Consider the following 16,379-nt stretch of genomic DNA (forward strand, 5'->3'; position numbering starts at 1 on the left):
GTAGCGTCGGCTCGCCATGGCACGCAGACCCGGTCGACCGCGCGCGAGCGGCGACCCCGACGGTGAGCGCGACACCCGTCGCGACGTGCTCGACGCCGCCGCCGCGCTGTTCTGCACGGTCGGCTTCACGTCCACCAGCACCCGCGCGATCGCCGACGCCGCCGGGGTCCGCCAGGCCTCGATCTACCACCACTTCGCCGGCAAGGACGCGCTCCTCCTCGAGCTCCTGCTCGGCACGGTGCGCCCGTCGCTGGAGCTCGCCGACGCCCTCGTCGCCGGTTCCGAGCCCGCCGCGGCGCGCCTGTGGACCCTCGTGCACGCCGACGTCGGCCTGCTCGGTGCGGGACCCGTGAACCTCGGTGTCCTCTACGTGCTGCCCGAGGTGGCCGGCGAGCAGTTCGCCGAGTTCCACGCCCTGCGCTCGCGGCTGCGGGCCCGGTACAGCGAGCTCTCCTCGGCGGCGTCGGACGAGGCCGACGACCGCGGGGAGCTCGTCCTCGGCCTGGTGGAGTCGGTGATCCTGCGCCGCCGGGACACCCCGGACCTCGACGTCCCCACCGTGCAGGACGCGGTGGCCGACGGGGTCCTGCGGCTGGTCGGCTGCACGCCGACAGAGATCGCGCTGGCCCGCGCGCTGCCGGTGTCGCTCACCGTCTGAGCCCCTCGCGCGCGTACGCGAGTGCTGCAGCCGCCGAATTAACACAAGCGTTTCGTGCGTGCAGCGGAGCCGACACAGGCCGGGTGGTCAATGATCCTGTCGGCCGACAGAAACTCCGGGCCGGCGGTCGGTCCCCTCTCGCCACCCGGAGCCCCCATGATCATCGCCGGAGTCGGTCTCTCCGTCCTCGCCGTCGTCCTCGTCGGCATCGTCGTCGCCCGCAAGGTCGACGGGGACAGCGCCAACTACCTCGTCGCCGGCCGCCGCCTGGGCGTCCCCCTCGTCGCGGCCTCCCTCATGGCCGCCGCGGTCGACTCGAACGCCACGGTCGGCAACACCGACCTGTCGGCGTCCTTCGGCTTCTGGGCCGGGGCGTCCCTCGCGCTCGGCCTGGCCATCTGTCTGCTGCTGACCGGCCTGTTCCTGGCCAAGCCCATGAACCGCATGAAGCTGTTCACGCTCGCCGACTTCTACCGGCTGCGCTACGGGCGCGGGGTCGAGGTGGCGTCGTCGGTGTTCATGATCTTCGCGTTCGCCATCCTCATGGCCGGCAACCTGGTGGCCTGCGGGTTCCTGCTGGAGCGGTTCCTCGGCCTCGACTACACCGTCGGGGTGCTCGTCGCGGTCGCCCTGGTGCTCGTCTACACGATCGGCGGCGGCATGTTCTCCGACGCCTACACCGCCGCCATCCAGATCGTCATCACCATCGTCGCCACGGTCAGCCTGGTCGTCTGGTTCGGCATGACCTACGGGTTCGAGGTGGCCGACGGCATGGGACCGTTCGACTTCGAGCAGCTGACCCAGACCAGCGCTGGAGCGCCCATCAACTGGGCCACGCTCGTCGCGCTCGGCATCGGGGACATCGTCGCCATCGACTTCATGCAGCGGATCTTCGCGGCGCGCAACCCCGAGACCGCGCAGAAGTCCTGCTTCACCGGCGCGGCCGGCACGGCGATCATCGGCGTCGCGTTCGCCATGGTCGCCCTGTCGGCGTCGTCGGTGCTCGGCCTGACGACGGACTCGGGGCCGATCCTGTTCCAGCTCCTCGACGACTACGCGCCCTCCGGCCTGACCGTGCTGGTCCTGTCGGGGATCGTCGCCGCGTCCTTCTCGACCGCGTCGGGAGCCATCCTCGCGACCTCCGCCGTGGCGGTCCGGAACATCGTCGGCGTCCGCCGCGTGGTCTCCGTCAAGGAGGAGGGCGTCCGGGACCCCCTGCTCCTGTGGACCCGCGTCGCGATGGTCCCGATCGTCGTGCTCGGCGTCTCGGTGGCGCTCAAGGTGGCTCAGACCGGCATCCTGCTCACCCTCGCCTTCGACCTCATGCTCGCCGGCCTGCTGGTGCCGTTCATCCTCGGGCTGTTCTGGAAGCGCGGCGGCACCCGGGCGGCCGTCGCCGCGCTGGTGGTCGGTGTCGGCGTCCGGCTGGTGCTCTTCGTCCTCACGCCGACGGTCTACGGGGTGCCCAACGACGTCTGGTACATCCCGAACGACCTGATCGACGCGTCGTTCGACGGGTGGCCGACGTTCTGGGGGTTCGGTGCGTCGCTCCTGGCCTACCTCGTGGCCGCGGCGGTCTGGCCGCGCACGGTGACGGAGGAGGCCTGGGCGATCGCGGACGGGATGCCCGACGAGACCGTCCCGGTCCCGCGCGGATCGGAGCCCGAGCCCGCGGTGTGAGCCGTCCCGCGTGGGCGCCCGGCTCGCGGTTAGGTTGTCCCGGTGTCCTTCCGTGTCCGTCCCGCCCTGCCCGCCGACGTCCGCGCGATCCGCGCCCTGGTCGAGCCGTACGCCGCCGAGCGCATCCTGCTGGCCAAGGAGTGGGTCGGGTACTACGAGGCGGTGCAGGAGTTCCTGGTCGCCGAGGCGGACGACGCGACGGTCATCGGCTGCGGTGCGCTGCACGTGATGTGGCAGGACCTCGCCGAGATCCGCACGCTCGCCGCCGACCGCACGTTCCGGGGGACCGGCGTCGGGCACGCGCTGCTGGACTCGCTGCTGGACCGTGCCCGGGAGCTGGGGCTGCGCCGCGTCTTCTGCCTGACGTTCGAGGTGGCGTTCTTCGAGTCCCACGGTTTCCACGTCATCGAGGGCACGCCCGTCACACCGGACGTCTACCTCGAGCTGCTGCGGTCGCACGACGACGGCGTCGCCGAGTTCCTCGACCTCGCGCGCGTGAAGCCGAACACGCTCGGCAACACCCGGATGCTCATCGAGCTGTAAATCGGTGGGATGCCCGGTCCGCGTCGGGCACGCTCAGGGCGTGACCACCTACCTGGCGACCGAGCGCCTGACCCTGCGCCCCTTCTCCGCCGACGAGGCCGACCTCCTGATCGAGCTGGACAGCGACCCCGAGGTGATGCGCTACCTGAGCGGGGGCGAGCCGACCCCGCCCGAGGTCGTCCGCGAGCGCGACCTGCCGAGCCTCCTGCGGGGCTACGACCGGTGGGACGGGAGGTTCGGGGTGTTCGCGGCGCACGAGAAGGACAGCGGCGCGTTCGTCGGGTGGTTCTGCCTGCGACCCGAGCCGGGTGGCCCGACGGACGAGGTCGAGCTCGGGTACCGGCTGCGCCAGGACGCCTGGGGCAAGGGGTACGCCACCGAGGGCTCGCGCGCACTGCTCGACAAGGCGTTCACCGAGCTCGACGTGCGCGTGGTCTGGGGCGCGACGATGTTCCTGAACCGCGCCTCGCAGAAGGTGATGGAGAAGGTCGACATGACCGTCGCGGAGAAGCTCGACACTCCCGACGACATGCTCATGGTCGAGGGCTCCGAGCTGGGCGGCTTCCGATACGAGATCACCAAGGAGACGTGGGAGCGGCGGTAGCCGCGGGAGGTCAGCGGACGACGAGCTCGATGCCGTCCGCCGTGTTGCGCAGGTCGGTGACCGGGCGCAGCGTGCCGTCGGGGAGCCGGACGGAGATGGTGTCCGGGGCACCGGCCGGCCGCGTGGCCCGCATGGTCTGCAGGTGCAGCACCAGCGCGGACCCGGAGATCGCCGGCGTCGCAGCGGGCTGCCACACGGGGACCGGCTCCGCCGCCGGTGCGGCGTCGACCGTCAGCTGCTCGCGCACCCGGTCGAGGAAGGCGTCGACCTCCTGCTGGTCGTAGCCCTCGCGCCACTTGGTGGTCTGGAACCGGACCTGCCCGATGTCCCATGCGGTCAGGGGTTTCGCCGCACGGCCGGCGCCCTCCTGCTCCTTCAAGGTCTCGACGACGCGGTCGAGGAAGTCGTCGACCTCGTCCTGGTCGTAGCCCTCGCGGAACTTGGTGGCCGCGAACTTCTGGTTCAGCACGTCGGCGGAGGTCAGCATGGCCGCATCGTCCCACGCGGTCAGGACGGGAGCCGGTACGTCGGGGGGTCGTCGTCGCTGACGGCCGGGTCCCGCGCGACCAACCCGTCGGCCACCAGCCCGTCGACGCAGCGGGCGAGCTGGGGGGCGTCCGGCCAGACCGCGTCGACCGCAGCGGCGGGGACCGGACCGAGGGCCTCGCGCAGCAGAGCCATCACGCGTCCTCGCACCTGCCGGTCGGTCCCGGCGAACGACTGGGTCCGGCGACGTCCGGCGTGCTCGTCGGCGGGCCGTCCGGCGGCGTACCAGGCGCACACGTCCCGGACCGGGCAGGCGTCGCAGCGCGGGGACCGGGCGGTGCAGACGAGGGCGCCCAGCTCCATCGACGCGGCGGCCCAGCGCGCGGCGGTCGTGTGGTCCTCGGGGACGTACCGGGTGGCGCGGCGGACCTCGTCCACCGTCTGGCTCGGGGCCGGGAGCGCGGCTCCGTCGACCGCGCGGGCCAGCACGCGCCGGACGTTGGTGTCGAGCACCACCGACCGGCGTCCGTAGGCGAAGGCCAGGACCGCGGCGGCGGTGTACGAGCCGATGCCGGGCAGCGCCAGCAGCGACGACTCGTCGGACGGGACGACCCCGCCGTGCCGCTCCACGATCGCCCGCGCGCACTCCTGCAACCGGAGCGCGCGGCGCGGGTAGCCCAGGCGGTCCCACGCGCGCAGCACGTCGGCCGTCGGGGCCGCCGCGAGGTCCGCGGGTGTCGGCCACCGGGACATCCACGCACGCCACGCCGGCTCGACGCGGACCACCGGCGTCTGCTGCAGCATCACCTCGCTGACCAGCACGCCGTACGGCGTCCGGTCGGCGGCGCGCCACGGGAGGTCGCGCGCGTGCACGTCGAACCAGGCGAGCACCGGCTCGCGCAGCTGGGCGGGGGACGGCGGCACCGCAGCATCCTGCCTCACGCGGTGACAGGAGGCTGTCCGAGGTCGTGGCTACCGTGGTCGCATGGCTGAGCTGCGGGCGGCGCCCTGCGCGAGCGTCGACGACGCGGTCGCGGTCCTCGAGGGTCCGGGTGACCCCGGCCGGTGCTTCTGCCAGTTCGACCGGGTGCCGAACTCGCAGTACCGGGCCATGTCGGTCGAGGAGCTGCAGAGTCGGCTCGCTACCCGGATCAGCGAGCCCGGAGCGAGCCCGGGCGTGGTCGCGACGCTCGACGGTGACCCGGTCGGCTGGGCGTCCGTGGCGCCGCGGTCGGAGTTCCCGCGGATCCGGACGAGCCCGTCGATGACCACGCGCGAGCTCAAGGCGGATCTCGACGACCCGGGGATCTGGGCCGTGACCTGCTTCGTCGTGCGGACGGGGTTCCGACGACAGGGTGTCGCGGGTGCCCTGCTCGCGGCGGCCGTCGAGCACGCCCGGGCATCCGGCGCCCACACGCTCGAGGGGTATCCGCTCGAGCCGGGCGCCCGCAGGCTCTCGTCGGCCGACCTCTACCGGGGGACGGTCAGCCTCTTCCTGGCGGCCGACTTCGACGTGGTGGCGCGGCCGAAGGACGGCCGGGCGATCGTTCGTCTCGCTCTCTGAGCGCGTCCGCGCGTCCGCCGCGCGGGTCGGCGGACCTGCCTCTACGGTGGTCGCGCCGCGGGATCGCGCGGCGCAGCCGACCGGTCCGGAGGACGCATGAGCGACTCGCGACGCCTCCCCGCCCGGGTCTACTGGGTGCGTCGGCTGGTGGTGCTCGGCATCCCGCTCGTCGTCCTCGCCGTGGTGGTCTGGCTGGTCGCCGGGCGCGGGTCGGACGAGGACCCGGCACCGGACGCGCAGACCACGTCGACGCCGCCGGTCGAGGAGCCGACGCCGAGCGAGACGCCGGCCCTGGCCAGCTGCGCACCCACGGGCCTGGTCCTGGCCATGACGCCGGACGCCGTGTCGTTCGCGGCGGGGGTGAGCGCCACGTTCACGGTCTCGATCACCAACACCGGCGCGGAGGCCTGCCTGGTCGACGCGGGTGAGGTCCAGCGCGAGATCGTCATCACGTCCGGCGCGGACCGGGTGTGGTCCAACCGGGACTGCGTGGTCCCCGGCACGGAGAAGCGCACGCTCCTGCTCGCTGCGGGCTTCACCGACACCACGTCGTTCGCCTGGAACCGCGTCCGGTCGGCGGAGGGCTGCCCGCAGGGACTCCCGGCTCCCGGTGCCGGCACGTACTCGGCGCAGCTGAACCTGGCCGGGACGAGCGCCCCGCCCGCGGTGTTCGGACTGGGCTAGACGTACCGCTCGAGGATGCTCGACTCGGCGAGCCGGGACAGCCCCTCGCGCACGGCCCGCGCGCGCTGCTCACCGACGCCGTCGACCGCCATGAGGTCCTCGATGCCCGCGGCGAGCAGCTTCTGCAGCCCGCCGAAGTGCGCGACCAGCCGGTCGACGATGGCGCCGGGCAGGCGGGGGACCTTGGACAGCAGCCGGTAGCCGCGCGGTCCGGCGGCCGCGTCGAGCGCGTCGCCACCTCCGGGCAGGCCGAGCACGCTGGCGATCCGCGCGTTGTCGAGCAGCTCGGTGGAGTCCAGCTCGGCCAGCTCGTCGAGCACCGAGTCCACGTCCCGGCGGCTGGTGTCGACGTAGTCGCGGATGATCAGTGCCCGGTCGGAGCCGATGCCGCCGACCAGCTCGTCCAGCTGCAGGGTGAGCAGGCGACCGTCGGTGCCCAGCTCGACGACGTAGCCCTCGATCTCCTCGGAGATCCGGCGGACCATCTCGAGGCGCTGCACCACGGCGGACACGTCGCGGACCGTGACCAGGTCCTCGATCTCCAGCGCGGACAAGGTGCCGCTGACCTCGTCGAGCCGCGACTTGTACCGCTCGAGGGTGGCCAGGGCCTGGTTGGCGCGGGACAGGATGGTCGTGGAGTCCTCGATGACGTGCCGCTGACCGCCGACGTACAGGGCGATGATCCGCATGGACGCGGAGACCGACACGACCGGCAGGCCGGTCTGCTTGGCGACGCGCTCGGCGGTGCGGTGCCGGGTGCCGGACTCGGACGTCTCGATGGTCACGTCCGGCAGCAGCTGCACGGCCGCGCGCAGGATCCGGGAGATGCCCGCATCCACGACGACGGCGCCGTCCATCTTGGCCAGCTCGCGCAGGCGGGTCGCGGAGAACTCGACGTCCAGGACGAAGCCACCCGAGCAGATGCTCTCGACCGTCTGGTCGAACCCGAGGACGATCAACGCGCCCGTCCGCCCGCGCAGGATCCGCTCCAGACCGTCGCGAAGCTCGCCACCCGGGGCGACGGCGGCGAGCGTGGACCTCAGGAGGTCATCGGAGGCGTGCAGGTGCGACGGCACGGTTGCATGGTAACGATGGGCGGGGTCAACGGCCGTCACGACCCGCATGACGGACGAGGGTTCGCTCGTTCGACACGCTCAGGCGGAGCGCGGCGGGGCGGTGCTGTCGCGCACCACCAGGTCGACGAGGATCCGGTGGTGCTCCGGTTCGGGGCCGTCGCCCGCGCGGAACCGCGCGATCGACGCGGTCAGTGCTGCGGCGGCGGCCTTGCCCTTGGCGGCGAAGTCCTGGTGGACGGTGGTGAGGGCCGGGCGCAGACGACGGGCGAGGGGCGAGTCGTCGAAGCCGACGACCGACAGGTCCTCCGGGACGCGCAGCCCGAGCTCCTCGGCGGCGTGCACGACGGCGGCGGCCATGAGGTCGGAGAAGCACAGAACCGCGGTCGGTCGGTCGTCGCCGGAGAGCAGCGCCCGCGCGCCCTCCGAGATGTACGGCTCCGCGTTGTCGTGCACCTCCATCACGGCGGGCGTCACACCCGCCGCGTCGAGGGCGTCCATCCAGCCGATCTGCCGCTCGCGCGCCACGAACCCTGACCCGGCGGCGGACGGGTCCGGGGCGAGCCCCGGGGGAACGGTCACGTTCATGGTGAGGATGCCGATCCGTCGGTGCCCCAGGCCGAGCAGGTGCTCGGCGCCGAGGCGCGCGCCGTGCTGCTCGTCGAGGAGCACGCTCGCCGCGCCCGCCACCGGCTCCCCGTCGACGAAGACGAGCGGCAGCCGGCGCTTCACCAGCCAGTCGACGGCGGGGTAGTCGCCGGCGCACCCGTAGACCAGCGCGCCGTCCATCGGGATGTCGCGGGCGGGGATCATGCCCTCCGAGCCCGTCGAGGGGAGCAGCACGACGGCCATCCCGGTGGGGGCGAGCTCCTCGGCGACGGCCCCGAAGAACGCCGCGGCGATCGGGTCCCGGAACGCCGTGCCCACCGACTCCGTGAGCAGCACGCCCACCGCACCCGTGGTGCCGCGGGCGAGTGCCCGCGCCGACGGGTCCGGGCCGACGTAGCCGAGGTCGGCAGCGGCCGCGAGGATCGTGCGGCGCATCTCGGCCGAGAGCTGGTCCGGCCGGGAGAACGCGTTCGACACGGTCATCCGGCTGACGCCCACGCGGTCGGCGATCGTCTGCAGCGTCACCCGGGACACGACGCCACCCTGTTCCGCTCCATGCGGGACAGGGTAGGTCGCCGGGGCCGGTCCCGGTGGCGAGGCGATCATCGCGCCGGGTAGCCCTCGCAGCCGTTCGCGGGGGCGATGGTGTCGGCCAGGTGGTGCAGCGCACCGGCCAGGCTGCGGCGGGTGCGTGGTGCGCGGGCCCGGCGGACGCGCGGGATGCGCTCCGGCTCCGGCACCTCGGGTGCCCAGGGCCGTGCGCTCTCGGCCTCGTGCCGCGCCGCAGTCACACCGAACAGCAGTCCGAACTGAGGGGTGTCCATCGACATCAGGGTTCTCCTGTCGGTCTCGATCTCTTCTGTACCGATAAAGTAACCCAAGCCTCTATACCGGTCAAGAGGAATTGGCGATCGACGTCAGCGACGTGCGCTGCCCGCGAGATCCGGCACCAGACCGGCCGCGGTGACGGCCTCTCCCAGGTCGGCGGCCATGAGGACGGTCAGCCCTGCCGGGGGCGTCGCGCCGTCCAGCGCCCCCGCCGGCACGATCGCGCGCGTGAAGCCGAGCCGCGCCGCCTCGGCGAGCCGCCGACCGACGCCGGAGACGGTCCGGATCTCACCGGCGAGCCCCACCTCGCCGATGGCCACCAGACCGCGCGGCAGCGGGACGTTCTCCCGCGAGCTCACGGCGGCCAGCGCCAGCGCCAGGTCGGCCGAGGGCTCGACCACCCGGGCGCCCCCGATCGTCGACACGTACACGTCCTGGTCGGCCAGACGGGCGCCCAGCCGGCGCTGGAGCACCGCGAGCACCATGGCCAGCCGGCTGCTGTCGACCCCGCTGGTGGTCCGCCGGGGGTTGGGCACCGCGCTGGGCGCCACGAGCGACTGCACCTCGACCACCAGCGGCCTGCGGCCCTCCAGCGTCACGGTCAGGCAGGTGCCCGGGACCGCGTGCAGCGCCTGCGAGATGAACAGCCCGCTGGGGTCCGCCAGCCCGACGATCCCCGACTCCGACAGGTCGAAGCAGCCGACCTCGTCGGTGGGGCCGTACCGGTTCTTGGTCGCGCGCAGCATGCGGAGGCGGGAGTGGCGCTCGCCCTCGAACTGGCAGACGACGTCCACCAGGTGCTCGAGCGTGCGCGGTCCGGCCACCGAGCCGTCCTTGGTGACGTGACCGATGAGCACGACGGGCAGGTCCCGGGCCTTGGCGGCCTGGATCACCGCCGTGGCCACCTCGCGCACCTGGGACACCCCACCGGCGGTGCCCTCGACCTGCGCGGACGCGATCGTCTGGATGGAGTCGAGCACCAGCAGGTCGGGGTCGACGTGCTCGATGTGCCCCAGGACGGTGCCCAGGTCGGTCTCCGCGGTGAGCAGCAGCTGCGGGTCGAGCGCGTGGATCCGGCCCGCCCGCAGGCGCACCTGCGCGGCCGACTCCTCGCCGGTCACGTACAGGACCTTGCGCCCGGTGCGCGCGGCTCGGGCGGCGACGTCGAGCAGCAGGGTCGACTTGCCCACGCCGGGCTCGCCGGCCAGGAGCACCACGGCGCCGGGCACGAGGCCGCCGCCGAGCACCCGGTCCAGCTCGTCGACCCCAGTGGGTCGCGCCCGTGCGGTCTCGACGTCGATCTGGTCGATGGGCCGGGCCGGGGAGCGCGTGGGGGAGGTGGCGACCGTGCGCGGTGCACCGCCGCCGGGGCCGGTGTCCTCGAGGACCGACCCCCAGGCCTGGCACTCGCCGCACCGGCCCACCCACTTGCCGGCGGTCCACCCGCACTCGGTGCAACGGAACGCCGGACGCGCGCTGCGGTCGGGCCGCTTCGAGGAGGTCGTGGTCACGCGCCGCACGCTAGCCGCAGGCTCTGACAGAGCGCCCTTGCCACGCGACTGAACGAGTGTTTAGTCTGGTGAACGTGCGTTCAGAGGACCTCACCGCCCGCGCCCGGATCCGGGACGCGGCCGTCGCACGCTTCGGGCGCGACGGGTTCCGTGCGCCGGTGCGCGCCATCGCCGAGGACGCCGGCGTGAGCGCTGCCCTCGTCATCCACCACTTCGGCTCCAAGGACGCGCTGCGCGCCGAGTGCGACGAGCACGTGCTCCGGGTGGTCCGCGAGGAGAAGTCCGCCGCGATCACGAACGGGTCACCGGCCGAGACCATCGGGATGCTGGCGCGCGTGGAGGAGTACGCCCCCCTGTTCGCCTACATCGTCCGCAGCCTCCTGGACGGCGGTGCGCTCGCCGGGCACTTCGTCGACGGGTTGGTCGACGACGCCCAGGCCTACCTCGAGGCGGGCGAGGGGGCGGGGACGATACGGCCGTCGGCGGACCCCCGCGGCCGCGCCCGCCAGGTGATCGCCACGCAGGTCGGCCTCATCCTGCTCGCCCAGCTCGACGCCGCCGTCGGTCGGGGGGTCGCCCCGACGGACGACCCCGCCAAGGCCATCGACGAGCTGACGAGGGCCTCGATGCTCCCCGGCCTCGAGCTCTACACGTACGGCCTGTTCACCGACAGCGCCTATCTCGACGCCTACCTGCAGTACAAGGAGAAGCCATGACCGACGCCATCGCGGTCAGCGGACTCGTCAAGACGTTCGGCGCCAAGCGCGCGCTCGACGGGTTCGACCTCACGGTCCGGACGGGGGAGGTGCACGGCTTCCTCGGACCGAACGGGGCCGGCAAGTCGACCACGATCCGGGTGCTGCTCGGGCTCCTTCGGCCCGACGCGGGAGACCTGCAGCTGCTCGGCGGGGACCCGTGGCGGGACGCCGTGGCGCTGCACCGCCGGCTCGCCTACGTGCCGGGCGAGGTCACCCTCTGGCCCAACCTGTCCGGCGGTGAGTCGATCGACGTGCTCGGCCGGCTCCGGGGCGGACTGGACCCCCGCCGTCGCGACGCCCTCGTCGAGCGGTTCGAGCTGGACCCGCGGATCAAGGGCCGTGCGTACTCGAAGGGCAACCGGCAGAAGGTCGCGCTCGTCGCCGCGCTCGCCGCGGACGTCGAGCTGCTGCTCATGGACGAGCCCACCAGCGGCCTGGACCCGCTGATGGAGGCCGTGTTCCAGCAGGTGGTGCAGGAGGCGGCGGCCGACGGGCGCACCGTGCTGCTGTCCAGCCACATCCTCGCGGAGGTCGAGGCCCTCTGCCGCCGCGTGACGATCATCCGGCAGGGCCGGGCGGTGCAGAGCGGGTCGCTCGAGGAGCTCCGCAGCCTCACGCGGACGACCGTCACGGCGGGGCTTCGCGACGCCGACGACGCCGAGCACGCGCTGGCCGCGCTGGCCGGCGTGCACCACGTGCAGCGCGACGACGGCCACCTGACGGTCGACGTCGACACCGCCTCGCTGAACGGCGTCCTCGCGCGGCTGACCGCGTTCGGCGTCCAGTCGCTGACCGCGCACCCGCCGACCCTCGAGGACCTGTTCCTGCGCGAGTACAGCGACGAGCTGGCGACCCTGGGGGTCCCGGAGGGATCGCGATGACCACCGTCGTCGACGCACGCGGGAACCAGCTGTCCGGCACCGCGGGGCTGGTCCGGGTCGCCCTGCGCCTCGACCGTTGGCGGACCGCGGTCTGGGCCGTGGCGGTGGCCGGGCTGACGCAGGTGTCGGTCAACGCGCTCACGGAGCTGTACTCGTCGCCGGAGTCGCTGGCCGCACGCGCGCAGCTCATCTCGTCGCCCGCGGCGACCGCCCTGGCCGGACCGGGCTACGGGCTGGACGACTACACCGTCGGCGCCATGACGGCCAACGAGCTCGGGCTGTGGGTCATGGTGCCGGTCGCGATCATGGCGCTGCTCACCGTGACCCGGCACCTGCGCGCGGCGGAGGAGGACGGCCGGCTCGAGCTGGTGCGGTCCGCGCCCGTCGGCCGGGACGCGCCGGTGGTCGCGGGGCTCGTCGCCGCCGCGGTCGCGACCCTCGCGGTCGGCGGCCTGACGTTCCTCGCCCTGCTGAGCACAGGGCTCGACCCGGTGGGCTCGGTCGCGCTCGCCGGCGGGATCGTCATGGTCGGGTTCGTCTTCGCCGGCATCTCCGCGGTCGCGTCCCAGCTCACCGCGCACGGGCGGGCGGCCAGCTCGCTCGGGATGGCGGCGCTCGGGGTCGCGTTCGTGCTGCGGGCGATCGGTGACGTGCGGGGGCCGGAGAGCACGAGCGTGCTGACCTGGCTGTCGCCCTTCGGGTGGGCGCAGGCGACGCGCGCCTACGTCGACGAGCGCTTCTGGCCGCTGGCGATCGGCTTCGTGGTGGCCCTCGCGCTCGTGGCGGTGGCGTTCTGGCTCGTCGGCCGCCGCGACCTGGGCACCGGTCTGCTGGCCGAGCGGGTGGGCCCGGCGCGGGCCTCGGAACGCCTCTCGGGGATGGTCGCGCTGACCCTGCGACGCCAGGCGGGCTCGATCCTCGCGTGGGGGGTCGGGATCGTCGCCATGGGCGGATTCATCGGGCTGCTGGCCGGGGCCCTGGTGGACTTCATCTCCAGCGAGCCGCGGCTCGAGCAGATGTTCCCGACCGGGCCCACCGGCGCCGCGGCGTCGGCCTTCGCGCTCTACGTGGTGTTCCTCGCGGTCGTCGCGGGGGCCTACTGCGCGACCGCGGTGAGCGCCGCGCGGGCGGAGGAGACAGCGGCACGCGGCGCCCTCGTTCTCGCCGGGCCGGTGTCCCGCGCACGCTGGCTCGGGGCGCAGGTCGCCGTCGCCGGTGTCGCGGCGATCGTGATGATGCTGGCCGCAGGCCTGCTGATGGGGGTCATGGCGGCGATCTCGCTGGACGACGACGCCTGGGTCGGGCGCATGGTCGGCGCCGCGGCGGTCACGCTGCCCGCGGTCGGGATCGTGCTCGGCGTCGCCGTCGTCGTCATGGGCGTGGCCCCGCGGGCGTTCGGCCTGGTCTGGGCCTACGTCACGTACGTCGGCGTCCTCGGCATGTTCGCCCGGCTGCTGCCCGAGGGGTCCGACGTGCTCTCGCCCTTCACGTACACCCCGCAGCTGCCGGCCGAGCCGATGGACTGGCCGCCCGTGCTGGCCCTGGTCGTCGTCGCGGTCGGGCTGATCTGCGCCGGGCTGGCCGCGTTCCGGCGTCGTGACGTCGTGGGATGAGCGTGCGTAGGTAGGCTGCGGGGCGTCCGACGAGGGTTCGGGCGACGCGATGCACGAGGGAGCCCCGATGAGCGACACCGGCCGTCCCGGCCCCGAACGACCTGTCGGCCAGCCGGTGCCGCCGATCTCGAACTGGGAGGCGGTGCAGCGTCAGCCCCCGACGGCGCCGGTGCCGCCCGCCTCGCCGGGACCTCAGGGCCCGACCGCAGGGCCGCCCACCGGGTTCGCTGCGCCGCGCGCGGACGAGGAGCCCGCCGCCGCCGAGCCCGCCGGCTCGGGTCGTCCCCGCTGGCTGATCCCGGCGATCATCGGCGTCGTCGTGCTGGTCGTCGCCGCGATCGTCGTCGGGATCGTCGTCAGCTCGAACGGCGACACCGACGAGGCGCCCCCCGCGGTCGCGACGACCATCCTCCTGCCGTCCCCGACGCCCACGCTCGAGCCGGTCGCCCGGCCCGCGACCACCGCGTTCGCCGTGGCGCTTCCGACGACCGTGCTCCAGTACGCGCTCGCGACGTCCGTCCCCGACGCCGAGTGGCAGGCGGCGGGCGCCATCGAGGCCTATACCGAGACGTACTCCGACGGCGGGAGCGGCACCGTGACGGTCCGCGCCGGCCAGTGGGAGACGCCCGCGGAGGCGACCGCGTTCGCCGCGAGCCTCGTCGCCGCCGTCCCGGCCGCACCCGCCCCGGACCCGTCCGCGTCGCCCACCGGTCCGACCCTCCCGCAGACCGGCGAGGTCACGGCCGGCGGGGCTGCGGCCGGCACATACACGATCAGCGACGCGGGCGACGGGACCGGCATCGCGGTCTGGACCAACGGCTCCGCGGTCTTCCAGGTCACGGGCCCGGTCGCGGAGATCGTCGACTTCTACAACGCGTTCCCGCTCTGACGACCGAGAACGACCGGGGACGCGTCCCAGGTCGTTCTCCCGGCAGTCAGCTCGCCGCGATGATCGACAGGATGTTGCCGGCCGGGTCGGTGAACCACGCGATCAGCGGACCCCCGCCGCGGAACACGTAGTCGTCGTCGGTCTGCACCGGCGTGCCCTCGTACCGCTCGAACGGCACCCCGCGCCCGCGCAGCTCCGCCACGGTGCCGGGAACGTCCTCGACCGGGAAGTTCAGCACCGTGTAGGTGGCGGGCACGTGGGCCGGCCCCTTGGGGTAGACCAGGACGTCGTGGCCGCCCTGGAAGTGCAGGGAGAGCATCCCGTTCTCTTCGGTGACGTCGAGCCCGAGCGCGTCGGCGTAGAACGCCTTCGCCGCCGGGACGTCGTCGGTCGAGAACCCGCTGAACGCCTTGCTGAGGTCCGCCATGGTCATTCCTCCGGATCAGGGTCGAGAACTCGTCCAGGTTCTCGCGAGACCGGCCCGGCGGCTAGGCGTGCGCGAGAGTGCGGTCGGGACTGGCCGCCGCCGGGAGGGTGACCGTGAACGTCGTCCCCGGGCCGCTGTCGACCGTGATCGTGCCGCCGTGGGCGGTGACGACCGCGTGCACGATGGCGAGCCCGAGACCGGTGGACCCGCTGGCGGAGTTGCGGGAGGCGTCGCCGCGGGTGAACCGCTGGAACAGGCTCTCGCGCAGGGCGGGCGGGATGCCGGGTCCGTCGTCGGCGACCTGCACGACGACCTGCTGCCCGGCGCGGCGGACGCGGACGGTGACGGTGGTGCCCGCGGGCGTGTGCAGCCGGGCGTTGGACAGCAGGTTGGCCAGCACCTGGCGCAGCCGGTGGTCGTCGCCGACCACGAGGGCGTCCTCGAGGTCGTCGTCCGACGGCAGGTCGAGCCGCCAGTCGTGGTCCGGGCCGGCGGCGTGCGCGTCGGTCACCGCGTCGATGGCCAGCACGGTGAGGTCCACCGGCTCCGAGGCCAGGGGGCGCCCCGCATCGAGCCGCGCGAGCAGCAGCATGTCCTCGAGCAGCGCGGTCATGCGCAGGGACTCGGACTCGACGCGGGACATGGCCTGCAGCGCGCTGACGGGCATCTCGTCGGGGGAGCGGCGCACCAGCTCGGCGTACCCGCGGATCGAGGCCAGCGGGGTGCGCAGCTCGTGGCTGGCGTCGGCGACGAACTGGCGCACCTGCGACTCGGACTCGTGCCGGGACGCGAGGGCCTGCTCGACGTGCCCGAGCAGCTGGTTGAGCGCGGCACCCACCTGCCCGACCTCCGTGGCGGGATCGGTGTCCTGCGCGGGCACGCGGTCGGCGAGCACCACCTCACCGCGGTCGAGGGGGAGCTGTGCCACGCGGTTGGCGGTGCCGACGACCCGGTCCAGCGGTCGGAGCTCGCGGCGCACGAGCACCAGGCCGGCGGCCGCCGCAACCAGCAGGGCGAGTGCGGCCACCACCAGCTCCACGACGACGAACGTGGTGACGGTGCTGGACACCGAGGTGGTGGGCAGGGCGGTGACCGTCGTCGTGCCATCGGCGTCGATGCTCGAGACCGCCCGATAGCTGCCCAGCCCGGTCAGGGTGATCGTGTGCGCGTCGCCGTCGGTCGGGACGGCGAGCATCTCCACGGTCTGGGCGTCGGTCAGCGCGGTCGGCGTGCCGTCGTCGTCGATGTAGCCGGCCTGGAACACGGTCAGGTCGGCGGGGTCGACGCCGGCGGGCTGCTCCACGTTGACCGTGCCGGCGTCCTGCCCCGGGCGGAAGTCACCGGTGCCGGGCGGGGCCGCGAAGACCTCGCCCGGGTCCTGGGTGCCCTGCCGCGGGAAGTCCGCCGCGCGCCGGTGAGCCGCGGTGACCTTCTCGTCGAGCTGCGCGACCAGGGAGCCCTGGAGCGCGAGCGTCGACACGGTGCCCATGGCGCCCGCCACGATCGCCACCAGCGCGACGACCATCACGACGAGGCGCCGGCGCAGCGTCCAGCGTGGACGAGTGGGCACG

General features: G+C 73.7%; 18 protein-coding genes. 10 read left to right on the forward strand and 8 right to left on the reverse strand.

Annotated features, from left to right (window positions below; genetic code table 11):
- Positions 1–16: 16 nt before the first annotated feature.
- From AC1DXT_RS02745 to AC1DXT_RS02760, 4 genes are all read left to right on the forward strand, one after another.
- Complete coding sequence (locus AC1DXT_RS02745) at positions 17–658, forward strand: TetR/AcrR family transcriptional regulator (protein WP_477059835.1); 642 nt, start codon at positions 17–19, stop codon at positions 656–658.
- A gap of 156 nt (positions 659–814) precedes the next feature.
- Entirely contained in the window at positions 815–2,338 is a 1,524-nt protein-coding gene (locus AC1DXT_RS02750) for a high affinity choline transporter 1 (protein ID WP_477059836.1), read from the forward strand.
- A gap of 42 nt (positions 2,339–2,380) precedes the next feature.
- On the forward strand, positions 2,381–2,881 hold the full coding sequence (locus tag AC1DXT_RS02755; RefSeq protein WP_477059837.1) for an amino-acid N-acetyltransferase: 501 nt from the start codon (positions 2,381–2,383) through the stop codon (positions 2,879–2,881).
- Positions 2,882–2,921: 40 nt separating this feature from the next.
- Positions 2,922–3,485: a GNAT family N-acetyltransferase gene (locus tag AC1DXT_RS02760; RefSeq protein WP_477059838.1), complete on the forward strand. Its 564-nt coding sequence runs from the start codon at positions 2,922–2,924 to the stop codon at positions 3,483–3,485.
- A 10-nt stretch (positions 3,486–3,495) separates the two neighbouring features.
- Here AC1DXT_RS02760 and AC1DXT_RS02765 read toward each other — a convergent pair whose 3' ends face one another.
- The gene (locus AC1DXT_RS02765) at positions 3,496–3,972 is read right to left on the reverse strand and encodes a DivIVA domain-containing protein (RefSeq protein WP_477059839.1); all 477 of its coding nucleotides are present in this window, start codon (positions 3,970–3,972) and stop codon (positions 3,496–3,498) included.
- A gap of 20 nt (positions 3,973–3,992) precedes the next feature.
- Entirely contained in the window at positions 3,993–4,895 is a 903-nt protein-coding gene (locus AC1DXT_RS02770; RefSeq protein WP_477059840.1) for an HhH-GPD family protein, read from the reverse strand.
- A 61-nt stretch (positions 4,896–4,956) separates the two neighbouring features.
- Here AC1DXT_RS02770 and AC1DXT_RS02775 point away from each other — a divergent pair, with 61 nt between their 5' ends.
- On the forward strand, positions 4,957–5,535 hold the full coding sequence (locus tag AC1DXT_RS02775; RefSeq protein ID WP_477059841.1) for a GNAT family N-acetyltransferase: 579 nt from the start codon (positions 4,957–4,959) through the stop codon (positions 5,533–5,535).
- A gap of 96 nt (positions 5,536–5,631) precedes the next feature.
- Entirely contained in the window at positions 5,632–6,219 is a 588-nt protein-coding gene (locus tag AC1DXT_RS02780; RefSeq protein ID WP_477059842.1) for a hypothetical protein, read from the forward strand.
- Here the strand turns inward: AC1DXT_RS02780 and disA are convergent.
- The 4 genes from disA to radA form a co-directional block, all read right to left on the reverse strand.
- Positions 6,216–7,343, reverse strand: coding sequence for a DNA integrity scanning diadenylate cyclase DisA (gene disA, locus AC1DXT_RS02785; RefSeq protein WP_477059843.1), 1,128 nt, complete (start codon positions 7,341–7,343; stop codon positions 6,216–6,218). The two genes, AC1DXT_RS02780 and disA, sit on opposite strands and share 4 nt — an antisense overlap.
- Positions 7,344–7,373: 30 nt before the next feature.
- Positions 7,374–8,435 (reverse strand): LacI family DNA-binding transcriptional regulator, encoded by a 1,062-nt coding sequence (locus tag AC1DXT_RS02790; protein ID WP_477059844.1) that lies wholly within the window; start codon positions 8,433–8,435, stop codon positions 7,374–7,376.
- A 68-nt stretch (positions 8,436–8,503) separates the two neighbouring features.
- On the reverse strand, positions 8,504–8,725 hold the full coding sequence (locus tag AC1DXT_RS02795; protein ID WP_421735949.1) for a hypothetical protein: 222 nt from the start codon (positions 8,723–8,725) through the stop codon (positions 8,504–8,506).
- Positions 8,726–8,818: 93 nt separating this feature from the next.
- Positions 8,819–10,240: a DNA repair protein RadA gene (gene radA, locus AC1DXT_RS02800; protein WP_477059845.1), complete on the reverse strand. Its 1,422-nt coding sequence runs from the start codon at positions 10,238–10,240 to the stop codon at positions 8,819–8,821.
- Between the two features lie 74 nt (positions 10,241–10,314).
- On the opposite strand from radA, the gene AC1DXT_RS02805 reads away from it, so the two are divergent.
- The 4 genes from AC1DXT_RS02805 (at position 10,315) to AC1DXT_RS02820 (ending at position 14,381) form a co-directional block, all read left to right on the forward strand.
- On the forward strand, positions 10,315–10,956 hold the full coding sequence (locus AC1DXT_RS02805; RefSeq protein ID WP_477059846.1) for a TetR/AcrR family transcriptional regulator: 642 nt from the start codon (positions 10,315–10,317) through the stop codon (positions 10,954–10,956).
- Positions 10,953–11,879, forward strand: a complete 927-nt coding sequence (locus AC1DXT_RS02810) for an ABC transporter ATP-binding protein (RefSeq protein ID WP_477059847.1) — start codon at positions 10,953–10,955, stop codon at positions 11,877–11,879. Before AC1DXT_RS02805 ends, AC1DXT_RS02810 begins: the two co-directional genes overlap by 4 nt.
- A complete protein-coding gene (locus AC1DXT_RS02815; protein WP_477059848.1) occupies positions 11,876–13,492 on the forward strand; it encodes an ABC transporter permease in 1,617 nt (538 codons plus the stop codon). Before AC1DXT_RS02810 ends, AC1DXT_RS02815 begins: the two co-directional genes overlap by 4 nt.
- A gap of 67 nt (positions 13,493–13,559) precedes the next feature.
- Positions 13,560–14,381, forward strand: coding sequence for a hypothetical protein (locus AC1DXT_RS02820; protein ID WP_477059849.1), 822 nt, complete (start codon positions 13,560–13,562; stop codon positions 14,379–14,381).
- A gap of 46 nt (positions 14,382–14,427) precedes the next feature.
- On the opposite strand, the gene AC1DXT_RS02825 is transcribed toward AC1DXT_RS02820, so the two are convergent.
- Positions 14,428–14,808: a VOC family protein gene (locus AC1DXT_RS02825; RefSeq protein ID WP_477059850.1), complete on the reverse strand. Its 381-nt coding sequence runs from the start codon at positions 14,806–14,808 to the stop codon at positions 14,428–14,430.
- Positions 14,809–14,869: 61 nt separating this feature from the next.
- A complete protein-coding gene (locus AC1DXT_RS02830) occupies positions 14,870–16,378 on the reverse strand; it encodes a sensor histidine kinase (RefSeq protein ID WP_477059851.1) in 1,509 nt (502 codons plus the stop codon).
- Position 16,379 lies beyond the last annotated feature (1 nt).

The organism is Cellulomonas sp. P1_G12_2 (genome assembly GCF_056405535.1).